The sequence below is a fragment of the Pseudomonas sp. SGAir0191 genome (assembly GCF_002812565.2).
Lineage (GTDB): Bacteria > Pseudomonadota > Gammaproteobacteria > Pseudomonadales > Pseudomonadaceae > Aquipseudomonas > Aquipseudomonas parafulva_B.
On record NZ_CP025035.2, the window covers coordinates 1,556,073 to 1,568,003 of the forward strand.

10 protein-coding genes are annotated in these 11,931 nt (G+C 62.4%); 9 read left to right on the forward strand and 1 reads right to left on the reverse strand.

Features of this window, described 5'->3' with window-relative positions:
- Positions 1-53 precede the first annotated feature (53 nt).
- The gene (locus CWR53_RS07090) at positions 54-932 is read right to left on the reverse strand and encodes a LysR family transcriptional regulator (RefSeq protein WP_058605547.1); all 879 of its coding nucleotides are present in this window, start codon (positions 930-932) and stop codon (positions 54-56) included.
- A gap of 130 nt (positions 933-1,062) precedes the next feature.
- Here CWR53_RS07090 and leuC point away from each other — a divergent pair, with 130 nt between their 5' ends.
- The 9 genes from leuC (at position 1,063) to CWR53_RS07135 (ending at position 11,877) form a co-directional block, all read left to right on the forward strand.
- A complete protein-coding gene (leuC, locus tag CWR53_RS07095; RefSeq protein WP_058605546.1) occupies positions 1,063-2,496 on the forward strand; it encodes a 3-isopropylmalate dehydratase large subunit in 1,434 nt (477 codons plus the stop codon).
- Positions 2,493-3,137 carry a 3-isopropylmalate dehydratase small subunit gene (leuD, locus tag CWR53_RS07100; protein ID WP_058605545.1) on the forward strand — a complete coding sequence of 215 codons (645 nt, stop codon included), beginning with the start codon at positions 2,493-2,495 and terminating at the stop codon, positions 3,135-3,137. The genes leuC and leuD overlap by 4 nt, the downstream gene beginning before the upstream one ends.
- A gap of 139 nt (positions 3,138-3,276) precedes the next feature.
- On the forward strand, positions 3,277-4,041 hold the full coding sequence (locus tag CWR53_RS07105) for a class I SAM-dependent methyltransferase (protein WP_058605544.1): 765 nt from the start codon (positions 3,277-3,279) through the stop codon (positions 4,039-4,041).
- 54 nt (positions 4,042-4,095) lie between these two features.
- A complete protein-coding gene (gene leuB / locus CWR53_RS07110; RefSeq protein WP_058605543.1) occupies positions 4,096-5,178 on the forward strand; it encodes a 3-isopropylmalate dehydrogenase in 1,083 nt (360 codons plus the stop codon).
- Positions 5,179-5,240: 62 nt separating this feature from the next.
- Positions 5,241-6,353, forward strand: a complete 1,113-nt coding sequence (gene asd / locus CWR53_RS07115) for an aspartate-semialdehyde dehydrogenase (protein WP_058605542.1) — start codon at positions 5,241-5,243, stop codon at positions 6,351-6,353.
- Positions 6,354-6,540: 187 nt separating this feature from the next.
- Positions 6,541-7,545 (forward strand): aspartate-semialdehyde dehydrogenase, encoded by a 1,005-nt coding sequence (locus CWR53_RS07120; protein WP_058605541.1) that lies wholly within the window; start codon positions 6,541-6,543, stop codon positions 7,543-7,545.
- Positions 7,546-7,616: 71 nt separating this feature from the next.
- On the forward strand, positions 7,617-10,232 hold the full coding sequence (locus CWR53_RS07125) for a FimV/HubP family polar landmark protein (RefSeq protein WP_100851128.1): 2,616 nt from the start codon (positions 7,617-7,619) through the stop codon (positions 10,230-10,232).
- Positions 10,233-10,343: 111 nt separating this feature from the next.
- Positions 10,344-11,198, forward strand: coding sequence for a tRNA pseudouridine(38-40) synthase TruA (truA, locus tag CWR53_RS07130; RefSeq protein ID WP_058605539.1), 855 nt, complete (start codon positions 10,344-10,346; stop codon positions 11,196-11,198).
- 58 nt (positions 11,199-11,256) lie between these two features.
- On the forward strand, positions 11,257-11,877 hold the full coding sequence (locus CWR53_RS07135) for a phosphoribosylanthranilate isomerase (protein ID WP_100851129.1): 621 nt from the start codon (positions 11,257-11,259) through the stop codon (positions 11,875-11,877).
- Positions 11,878-11,931 lie beyond the last annotated feature (54 nt).

Here is an 11,931-nt window from a genome sequence, read left to right on the forward strand (position 1 = left end):
TACCAGACCTTTGGCATGGGACACATCCTTGAAGGGGCCGGGCTGACGGCTATTCAGGCGCTTGCCGCATGGCCATCGAGCAGGGCCATGAACGCCTTGGCAGCGTTGGACAGGGTGCGCTCGGTGTGCAGAATGTAGCCTAGCTGGCGGGACAACCCAATGCCGGGCAAGACGATGGGCGCCACCTGCTCGTCAAGCATCGTGCGCGGCAGCACGCTCCAGGCCAAGCCGATCGATACCATCATCTTGATGGTTTCCAGGTAGTTGGTGCTCATGGCGATGTTCGGTGTCAGGCCTTGGCTCTCGAACAGACGCTGGACAATGTGGTGGGTGAACGTATTGCCCCCTGGAAACACGGCGGGGTGGCACGCCACATCAGCAAGGGTAACGGCGTCGTTGTTGGCCAATGGGTGCTCCGGGGCGGCTACGAAATCCAGCGCGTCCTGCCATACCGGTACAGCGTTGATCAGGGGATGAGGTTCAGGTGCCAGGGTGATGACGGCGAGTTCGGCTCGACCATGCAGAATCTCATCGTAGGCCTGTTCCGAATCCAGGAACTGAATATCCAGCGCCACTGCCGGGTATTGGCGGGTGAAAGCCCGCAGCAGTGGGGGGAGGCGGTGCAGGCCGATGTGATGGCTTGTTGCCAGGGTCAGGCGCCCCCCCACTTCCCCTGACAGATTGGTCAGCGCCCGTCGGGTATCCTCCAGTACGTTGAGAATCTGGTAGGCCCTGGGCAACAGTGCCCGCCCGGCTTCGGTCAAGGTTACCTCGCGCCCCAGGCGGTCGAATAACCGTGTGCTCAACTGCTGCTCCAGGCCAGCAATGCGCTTGCTGACAGCGGGCTGGGTCAGGTACAGGCGTTCTGCCGCACTGGAAAAGCTGCCAGTTTCCGCAATGGCGATGAATGCGCTGAGATTGGCCAAGTCCATTTACTGAATTCCTTTTGGTTATCCAAAGGATAAAAAATATGAATTTGAGTTATTCAATCTAACCCCCTAGCATCGCCCATACAAGCCAAGTGGTCTTTGGCATAGAAAGACGCTGATGAGGAACAGTCCGATGGCTGGCAAAACGCTCTACGACAAACTCTGGGAAGCCCACGAGGTCAAGCGCCGTGATGATGGCTCGTCCTTGATCTACATCGACCGTCACATCATCCATGAAGTGACCTCGCCGCAGGCTTTCGAAGGGCTGCGCCTGGCCAAGCGCAAGCCATGGCGTATCGATGCCAACATCGCCACGCCCGACCACAACGTGCCGACCACCCCCGAGCGCAAGGGCGGGATCGAGGCCATCGTCGACCAGGTGTCGCGCCTGCAGGTGCAGACCCTCGACGAGAACTGTGACGAATACGGCATCGTCGAATTCAAGATGAACGACGAGCGCCAGGGCATCGTTCACGTCATCAGCCCCGAACAAGGCGCTACCTTGCCAGGCATGACCGTGGTCTGCGGCGACTCGCATACCTCAACCCACGGCGCCTTCGGTGCGCTGGCCCACGGCATCGGCACCTCCGAGGTCGAGCACGTACTGGCTACCCAGTGCCTGGTGGCCAAGAAGATGAAGAACATGCTGGTGCGGGTCGAGGGGCAACTGTCGCCGGGTGTCACGGCCAAGGACATCGTCCTGGCGGTAATCGGCAAGATCGGCACTGCCGGTGGCAACGGTCACGCGATGGAGTTCGCCGGCAGTGCCATTCGCGAGTTGTCGATGGAAGGCCGCATGACCATCTGCAACATGTCCATCGAAGCCGGTGCCCGTGTCGGGTTGGTGGCCACTGACGCCACCACCATCGCTTACGTTGAAGGCCGCCCGTACTCGCCCAAGGGCGAGCAGTGGACCCGTGCTGTCCAGGCCTGGAAAGACCTGGTCTCCGATGAGGATGCCGTTTTCGATACCGTGGTCGAACTCGATGCCACGCAGATCAAGCCGCAGGTCAGCTGGGGTACCTCGCCAGAAATGGTGCTTGCCGTCGACCAGCGTGTGCCGGACCCGGCTGCCGAAGCCGACCTGGTCAAGCGTGGCTCCATTGAGCGCGCCTTGAAGTACATGGGCTTGAAGGCCAACCAGGCGATCACCGATATCCACCTGGATCGCGTGTTCATAGGCTCGTGCACCAATTCGCGCATCGAAGACCTGCGCGCGGCAGCAGAGATCGCCAAGGGCCGCAAGGTGGCGAGCAGCGTCAAGCAAGCCATCGTCGTACCCGGCTCGGGCCTGGTGAAGGCTCAGGCCGAGCGCGAAGGCCTGGACAAGATATTCGTCGAAGCCGGCTTCGAGTGGCGCGAGCCAGGTTGCTCGATGTGCCTGGCCATGAACCCCGATCGGTTGGAAAGCGGCGAGCACTGCGCATCCACCTCCAACCGTAACTTCGAAGGGCGTCAGGGCGCAGGTGGCCGCACACACCTGGTGAGCCCGGCCATGGCCGCCGCAGCCGCCGTCACCGGCCACTTCATCGATGTCCGCGAGTTGATCCAAGGGAGCGCAGCATGAAAGCTTTCACTCAGCACATTGGCCTGGTTGCGCCGTTGGACCGTGCCAACGTCGATACCGACCAGATCATCCCCAAGCAGTTCTTGAAGTCGATCAAGCGCACAGGCTTCGGCCCCAACCTGTTCGACGAGTGGCGCTACCTGGACGTAGGTCAACCCTATCAGGACAACAGCAAGCGGCCGGTAAACGAGGAATTCGTGCTTAATCACCAGCGCTACCAAGGCGCCAGCGTGTTGTTGGCGCGGGAGAACTTCGGTTGCGGATCCAGCCGTGAGCATGCCCCTTGGGCGCTGGATGAGTACGGTTTTCGGAGCATCATCGCGCCCAGCTTTGCCGACATCTTCTTCAACAACAGCTTCAAGAATGGCTTGTTGCCGATCATCCTCAGCGATGAAGACGTCGATGAGCTGTTCAAGCAGGTGGAAGCTGCGCCAGGTTACCAGCTGACCATCGACTTGCAGGCCCAGGCTGTCACACGCCCAGATGGCAAGGTGCTGCACTTCGAGATAGACGCATTCCGCAAGCATTGCCTGCTCAATGGCCTGGACGACATTGGCCTGACCCTGCAGGACAGCGATGCGATCAAGGCGTTCGAGGACAAGCACCGTGCTGCGCAACCCTGGCTGTTTCGCGACGCCTGACTAAACCCTGCGCGCTCGCCGGCCTGCTTGCCAGCAGGTCGGTGCAAGCGGCGTCACCCACGCACCTTGGCTCAAGCCAGTACCACTGGCGCAATGGCCGATCCCATATCGGCGACTACTCCAACACCAGGACATTCCAATGACGCGTACTCAGCATACCGATGTGGTTCAGCGCCAGTTCGGCGATCAGGCTGGGGCCTACCTCAGCAGCGCCGTGCATGCTCAAGGCAGCGAGTTCGCGCTATTGCAGGCCCAGTTGCAGGGGCAGGTCGACGCACGCGTGCTGGACCTGGGCTGCGGGGCAGGTCACGTCAGCTTCCAGATTGCGCCGTTGGTGGCGCAGGTAGTCGCGTACGACCTTTCCCAGTCCATGCTGGACGTCGTCGCCAACGCTGCCGCCGATCGTGCGCTGACCAATATCATGACCGAGCGTGGCGCGGCAGAATCCCTGCCGTTTGCCGATGCTTCGTTCGATTATGTGTTCAGCCGCTACTCAGCCCATCACTGGAGCGACCTGGGCCTGGCGCTGCGCGAAGTGCGCCGCGTGCTCAAGCCAGGCGGTGTGGCTGCATTCATTGATGTCATGTCGCCGGGTAGCCCGCTGCTGGACACGTATCTGCAAGCAGTAGAGGTGTTGCGCGACACCAGTCACGTTCGCAATTACTCTGCTGCCCAGTGGCAGCGCTTGGTCAGCGAGGCCGGCCTGCGTGTTCGCAGTCATGCCCGGCAGTCACTGCGCCTGGAGTTCAGCAGTTGGGTCGAGCGCATGCGCACCCCTGAGCTGATGCGCATGGCCATCCGCGAACTGCAGCAAGCCATGGGCGAAGAAGTACGGCAGTATTACCAGATCGAGGCCGATGGCTCGTTCAGCACGGATGTGCTGGTGCTGTGGGCAGAACGTTAAGCCTTTTTCGGCGCGGCCCCATTCGCCGCGCTGCGTGAATGCATAGAGGAAAGCATGAGCAAGCAGATTTTGATTCTTCCGGGTGATGGCATTGGTCCTGAAATCATGGCCGAAGCCGTCAAGGTGCTGGAGCTGGCCAATGACAAGTTCCAGCTCGACCTGAGCCTGGCCCATGACGTGATCGGTGGCGCAGCCATCGACAAGCACGGGGTGCCGTTGGCCGATGAAACCCTGGAGCGTGCCCGCCAGGCCGATGCCGTGCTGCTCGGCGCCGTGGGCGGTCCCAAGTGGGACAAGATCGAGCGTGACATTCGCCCTGAGCGCGGCCTGCTGAAGATCCGCTCGCAGCTGGGGCTGTTTGCCAACTTGCGCCCGGCCATTCTCTACCCGCAGCTGGCCGATGCGTCCTCGCTCAAGCCGGAAATCGTCTCTGGCCTGGACATCCTCATCGTGCGCGAGCTGACCGGCGGCATCTACTTCGGTGCCCCACGTGGTCAGCGCGAGCTTGACGGTGGCGAGCGCCAGGCCTATGACACCTTGCCCTACAGCGAAAGCGAAGTGCGGCGCATCGCCCGCGTGGGTTTCGACATGGCGCGGGTGCGTGGCAAGAAGCTGTGCTCGGTGGACAAAGCCAACGTTCTGGCTTCCAGCCAGCTGTGGCGTGAAGTGGTCGAGAGCGTGGCACAGGATTACCCGGATGTGGAACTGAGCCACATGTATGTCGACAACGCGGCGATGCAGCTGGTGCGCGCGCCGAAGCAGTTCGACGTCATGGTGACCGACAACATGTTCGGCGACATTCTGTCGGATGAAGCTTCCATGCTGACCGGTTCCATCGGCATGCTGCCTTCGGCGTCGCTCGATGCCAACAACAAGGGCATGTACGAGCCTTGCCACGGCTCGGCGCCAGACATTGCCGGTGCAGGGATCGCCAACCCGTTGGCCACCATCCTGTCCGTGTCGATGATGCTGCGCTACAGCTTCGACCAGTCGGCTGCCGCCGAGGCCATCGAGCAGGCGGTCAGCCTGGTGCTTGACCAGGGCTTGCGCACTGGCGACATCTTCTCCGAAGGCTGCCGCAAAGTTGGTACGCAGGAAATGGGCGACGCAGTAGTCGCAGCGCTGCGGAATCTGTAATCTCTCTGGCCCGCCATCCCCAATCCCGATGGCGGCCCACTTTTAGCAAAGGTGTAGTTGCGATGAAACGTGTAGGTCTGATCGGTTGGCGCGGCATGGTTGGTTCCGTGCTCATGCAGCGAATGCTGGAGGAGCAGGATTTCGACCTTATCGAGCCCGTGTTCTTCACCACCTCCAATATTGGTGGCCAAGGCCCGAACGTGGGCAAGGATACCGCGCCGCTCAAGGACGCGTATTCCATCGAAGAGCTCAAGACCCTCGACGTGATCCTGACTTGCCAGGGCGGCGACTACACCAATGAAGTGTTCCCCAAGCTGCGCGAAGCAGGCTGGCAGGGGTACTGGATCGATGCGGCCTCGTCTTTGCGCATGCAGGATGATGCAGTCATCGTGCTCGACCCGGTCAACCGCAAGGTCATCGATCACCAGCTCGACGCCGGTACCCGCAACTTCATCGGCGGCAATTGCACGGTCAGCCTGATGCTGATGGGCCTTGGCGGATTGTTCGAGGCCGGTCTGGTGGACTGGATGAGCGCCATGACCTACCAGGCAGCGTCCGGTGCAGGGGCGCAGAACATGCGCGAGCTGATCAAGCAGATGGGCGCCACCCATGCGGCGGTCGCCGATGACCTGGCCAACCCGGCCAGCGCCATCCTCGACATCGACCGCAAAGTGGCCGAGACAATGCGCAGCGAGGCCTATCCGGCTGAAAACTTCGGCGTCCCCCTGGCCGGCAGCCTGATCCCCTGGATCGACAAGGAATTGCCCAACGGCCAGAGCCGTGAAGAATGGAAAGCGCAGGCCGAAACCAACAAGATTCTGGGTCGCTTCAAGAACCCGATTCCGGTGGATGGCATCTGCGTGCGCATCGGTGCCATGCGTTGCCACAGCCAGGCGCTGACCATCAAGCTGAACAAGGATGTGCCGATCGCCGACATCGAAGGCATGATCAGCCAGCACAATCCTTGGGTGAAGCTGGTGCCCAACCAGCGTGAAATCAGCATGCAGGAACTGACCCCTACCAAGGTGACCGGCACGCTGAATATCCCGGTTGGACGTTTGCGCAAGCTGAACATGGGTTCCCAGTACCTGGGGGCGTTCACGGTAGGCGATCAACTGCTGTGGGGCGCTGCCGAACCGCTGCGTCGCATGTTGCGGATCCTGCTAGAACGTTGATACGGCCATCTGTACCCGAACCCGCGCTGCTTCCAGCGCGGGTTTTTTATTTTGGGGCGCGCAGTGCAGGTAGCAGGGGGAACCTGCGCACAGGCAGGTGGCGACTGCCTGCCACGGGTCGGCGTTGGCCTCGGTTGTGTAATGCGGGTAAAGTGCCGCTCCCGTTTCGCCAGAGGCAGCCTGCATTATGAAACCATCATTCGATATCGCCGTCGTCGGTGCCACCGGCAGCGTCGGTGAGGCGTTGGTCCAGATTCTCGAAGAACTGGATTTCCCGGTCGCCACCCTGCACCTGCTCGCCAGCATCGAGTCGGCGGGCAGTAGCGTGATGTTCGCCGGCAAGAAGCTCAAGGTACGTGAGGTCGAGGGGTTCGATTTTGCGCAGGTCAAGCTGGCGTTCTTTGCAGCCAGTGCCGCGGTCAGTCGCAGCTTCGCCACCCAGGCTGTGCAAGCGGGCTGCACCGTCATCGACCTGTCCGGTGCCTTGGACAACGCACTGGCTGTCGTTCCAGAAGCCAACGCCGATCAAGTGGCTGGGCTGAAGCTGCCCGCGCTGATCACCAGCCCCTGTTCAGGCGCCGTGGCCGCCGCCGCCGCCCTGGCCCCGATCAAGCATTTGCTGGACATCGAGCATGTTCAGGTGGTGGCGTCTTTGGCAGTGTCGGCTCAAGGCCGTGAGGCGGTCAACGAGCTTGCGCGGCAAACGGCCGAGTTGCTCAATGCCCGCCCGTTGGAACCGCACTTCTTCGACCGCCAGGTCGCCTTCAACGTGTTGGCCCAGGTCGGCAAGGTCGACGAGCAGGGCCATACCACCGTGGAGCGGCGCATGGTGCAGGAGCTGCGCGAGCTGTTGGGCCAGCCTGAACTGAGTATTTCAACAAGCTGCATTCAAGTCCCGGTCTTTTTCGGCGATAGCTTCAATGTGGCCGTGCAGTGCCGCCACGCCGTGGATCTGGCGGCCGTCAACCAGGCGTTGGAGGTGGCGCCTGGCATCGAACGGGTAGACCTAGACGACTATCCAACGCCGGTGGGCGACGCAGTCGGGCAGGACGTGGTCTATGTTGGACGTGTACGCCATGGTGTTGATCAAGCGCAGCAGCTCAACCTTTGGCTGACCACCGACAATGTGCGCAAGGGCGCGGCGCTAAACGCTGTGCAGGTGGCGCAATTGTTGATTAAACACGGTCTGTAAAAGATACTGGCAGGCACTTTTGTCCTGCTCTGCCTGCACGTTTCGGGACGATCCATACAAGGGAAGAGTTCATGCTTCGAATCCGCAAACTGGTTCTGGCCATGGCAGCAGCCTCGGCGCTGTCCTCGGGCATGGCCAATGCTCTGGGCCTGGGAGAGCTGACCCTCAAGTCGGCGCAGAACCAGCCCCTGGAGGCCGAGATCGAACTGCTCGATGTGCGAGACCTGACCGCGGCGCAGTTGGCACCGAGCCTGGCCCCGCCTGAGGAATTCGCCAAGGCAGGCGTGAACTTCTCGAGCGCCTTGCAGGACTTGCGCTTCACGCCCGTGATCAACCCCAATGGCCGAAGCGTGCTTCGCGTGACCTCCAGCCAGCCCATGCCGGGGCCAGTGGTCAAGTTCCTGGTGCAGGTAATGTGGCCTCAAGGCCGCCTGTTGCGTGACTACAACGGCCTGCTGGATCAGGCCAAGGCCCAGGGCCCAGAAGCCGCAACAGGCAATGTCGCCGCTGCGACCACCGGCCCTGGCAGCTACACGACCCAGCGCCGCGATACCCTGTGGCAGATCGCAGCGCGTAATGCCCAGGGTGGATCGATCCAGCAAACGATGATCGCGATCCAGGCGCTGAACCCGGATGCGTTCATCGGCAACAACATCAACCAGCTCAAGGTTGGCCAGGTACTGCGCCTGCCCGATCAGCAACAGATCCAGAGCATTGCCCAAGGCGAAGCCAATCGCGAGGTCGCTGAGCAGTACGCGGCTTGGCGCGAGGGTCGTCGCCTGGGGCCGCGTGCCCGCCAGCTCGACGCCACCCGGCGTGGTGCCGCAGACGCCGCGCCCGCTGCCATCGCCCAAGGCGACAACCTGCGTCTGGTCAGCCCCGGCAACCAGCCTGGTGCTGGGCAGGCCAAGGCGCTGAACGACAAGTTGGCAGTGGCGCAGGAAAGCCTGGACACCAGTCGCCGCGACAACGAAGAACTCAAAAGCCGCATGTCCGACCTGCAGAGCCAGTTGGACAAGCTGCAGCGCCTGATCGAGCTCAAGAACGATCAGTTGGCCCGGCTGGAAGCGCAAGGCGCGGCTACCCCTGCGCCAGCAGCGACTGTCCCTGGCGAACCCGGTCAGCAGGCCCCGGCGCCGTCCCAGGCGGCTGTGCCTGTGACCGATCCGGTGCCGACGGCGAGCCAGCCGACCGTTCCCGATCAACCCGTGATCGCGCCAGCGCCCTCGGTTGCGCCAGACGCTCAACCCGCCGCACAAGCTCCGTCGGGCAGCACTCTGGACGACGTGCTCGCAAGCCGCTGGTTGCTATGGCTGATCGCCGGTTCTACCGTCTTGGTCCTGGCGCTGCTGCTCTGGCTGCTGGCGCGTAAGCGCAGGGCCCAACAGGAAGCCGAAAAGCATTTGCGCATGGCGCGCGCTTTGGAGGAGGAGCAGATCGAGGGTTTCGATCCAGAGGACGACAGCCTTGATGGCGTCGAAGTCGTGTCCCCGACCGTTACGCTGTCGCCAGCCGCAGTCGCCGCCTCAGCGGCAGCCGCAGCGGCCTCTGAAAAACCGGCTGCACAGCCTGTGCGTGAGCCTGCGGCAGACCCTTATGGGCCATTGTTGGCACAGGCGGACACGTGCATTGCCGAAGGCCGCCTGAACCGCGCCACCGAGCTGCTGGAGCCTGCAGTTGCCAGCGCGCCCAGGCGCGATGACCTGCGCTTGAAGTTGATGGAGGTCTATGCCCGCCAAGGTGATCAAAGCGCATTCGCCGAGCAGGAGCGCCAGTTGCCGGCGACGGCCGGGAACACGGCAGAAGTGGCCAGCCTTCGCGAGCGTTACCCGGCGATGTTGGCCCTCGCCGCGGCCGGCGTGGGTGCTGCTGCCTTGGCAGCCAAGCTAGACGAGCAGTATGTGCAAGGGTTGCTCGATGATCAGCCGGGTTCACCGCATGCAGAGCCAGCAGAGTCGGACACACAGGCCGCCGCCGGGCCGGACGCCTTCGACGATATTCCGACGCTCGACACTGCGGCGCTGGATGATCAGGCGCTGGAGGACAACTTCGACTTGAGCCTGGACGACCCTTCTCCCGAGCCCGCGACATCGGCTGCCGACCCGGCCGATGAGGCGCTCTCTGCAGGAGGACAGATACAAGACCCGGCCGATGCAGACTTCGAAACCTTGCTGGCGCAGGCCAGTGCTGAAGCTCAACCAGCCCAGGACCTGTCCGATTTCGACCTGGACATCGGGGAGCCCGAGGGGGCGGGTGGTCGGGATGACGCTGCGCCAAGTACGGTCGATCCGGTACCGGCTTTCGATCCGGCCACCGATTTCGACCTGCCGGCGGACTTCGACCTGTCCCTGCAGGACGACTCGCCAGGCGCGCAGCAGTTCGCCTCCGAGCTCGATGACGTCAACGCCGAGCTGGACAAGCTCTCGCAAAGCCTGGAGTCGCCCTCCCTGGAGCCTCACTTCACTGCCGAGGACGCCGCTGCGCAACCTGAGCTCGAACCGATCGACGACCTGGATTTCGACTTCTTTTCCGGAGCCGACGAAGTGGCCACCAAGCTCGATCTGGCCCGCGCCTACATCGATATGGGTGATCACCAGGGCGCCCGCGACATCCTCGATGAAGTGGTCAAGGATGGCGATGAGCGTCAGCGCGAAGAAGCAGAGGACATGCTTTCGCGTCTGGTCTAGGCCCTCGCGTGAAGCCCTTGGGTTGTAACGCGTGAACCTGATGGCAGCCCTGAACGGCTGCCATTGTCGTTATAATCTCCGGCATTTGGTTCACCAACAGGTTGCAGATTCTTGGACATCATCGACACCGCCTCGGCCGAATCCGCTGCCGAAGGCTGCACGCGCATCGCCCTGGGTGTGGAATACAAGGGCGCCCGCTACCGCGGCTGGCAACGTCAGGCCAGCGGCGTGCCCAGCGTTCAGCAAGCGTTGGAACAGGCACTTTCCAAAGTGGCCAACGAACCCATTTCAGTCGTTTGTGCAGGGCGTACCGACGCTGGCGTGCATGGCTGTGGGCAGGTCGTGCATTTCGACACCCGAGCGGTGCGTGATGAACGTGCCTGGACCATGGGCACCAATTTCAACTTGCCCCATGACATCAGCGTCGTATGGTCCAGGCCCATGCCTGCCGATTTTCATGCGCGGTTCAAGGCGTGTGCCAGGCGCTATCGCTACGTGATCTACAACGACCCGATTCGGCCTGCTCACCTGGCCGAAGAGGTGACCTGGAATCACCGCCCGCTCGACGTCGAGCGCATGGCCCAGGCTGCCTCAAGTTTGCTTGGCACCCATGATTTCAGCGCATTCCGCGCTAGCCAGTGTCAGGCCAAGTCGCCGATCAAGCACATTTACCACCTGCGGGTGACGCGTCACGGGCAGATGATCGTGCTGGATGTCCGGGCTACCGCCTTTCTGCATCACATGGTGCGCAACATTGCTGGCGTGCTGATGGCTATCGGCGCGGGGGAACGGCCGGTTGAGTGGGCGCGCCAGGTGCTGGAGGGACGGGACCGCCGCGAAGGGGGCGTCACGGCCCACCCCTACGGGCTTTACCTGGTCCAGGTGGAGTACCCGGAGGCGTTTGCGCTGCCTGAGCGTTACATTGGCCCACACTTTCTGACGGGCTACGATGCATTGGCGGACTGACGCACGAAGCGCCATTTGCTAAGATTCCGCCTTTGACCGCGCAAACAGGTGGCTGTCCATGAGCATCGTTCGCAGTAAAATCTGCGGGATCACCCGCATCGAAGACGCTCTGGCAGCTGCCGAGGCCGGCGCCGATGCCATCGGGCTGGTCTTCTATGCCAAGAGTCCGCGTGCCGTGAGCGTACAGCAGGCGCGTGCCATCATTGCCGCGCTTCCGCCCTTCGTGACCACGGTCGGGTTGTTCGTCAATGCCACGCGTTGCGAGCTGAGCGAAATACTCGAAGCGGTGCCCCTGGATCTTTTGCAGTTCCATGGTGATGAAACACCGCACGATTGCGCAGGCCATCACCGGCCGTGGATCAAGGCTCTGCGAGTACGTCCGGATGACGACCTGAAGCTTGCGTGCCGGCAATATGCTGGCGCATCCGGTATCTTGCTGGACACCTTCGTGCCGGGAGTGCCTGGGGGCACGGGCGAAGCGTTCGACTGGTCACTGGTGCCTGCCGACCTGGGCAAGCCGATCATCCTGGCCGGTGGCCTGTCGGCGGACAACGTCGGGCAGGCGATCGCCCAGGTGCGCCCGTACGCGGTCGATGTCAGCGGCGGTGTCGAGCAAGCCAAGGGCATCAAGGATGCGGCCAGAATAGAAGCATTCGTACGCGCGGTGAAACAGGCTTGAGCAGATGTGACGGCAGGCAGCGTGCCATCGTCCATAGCTATCTCAGCCCGTGGG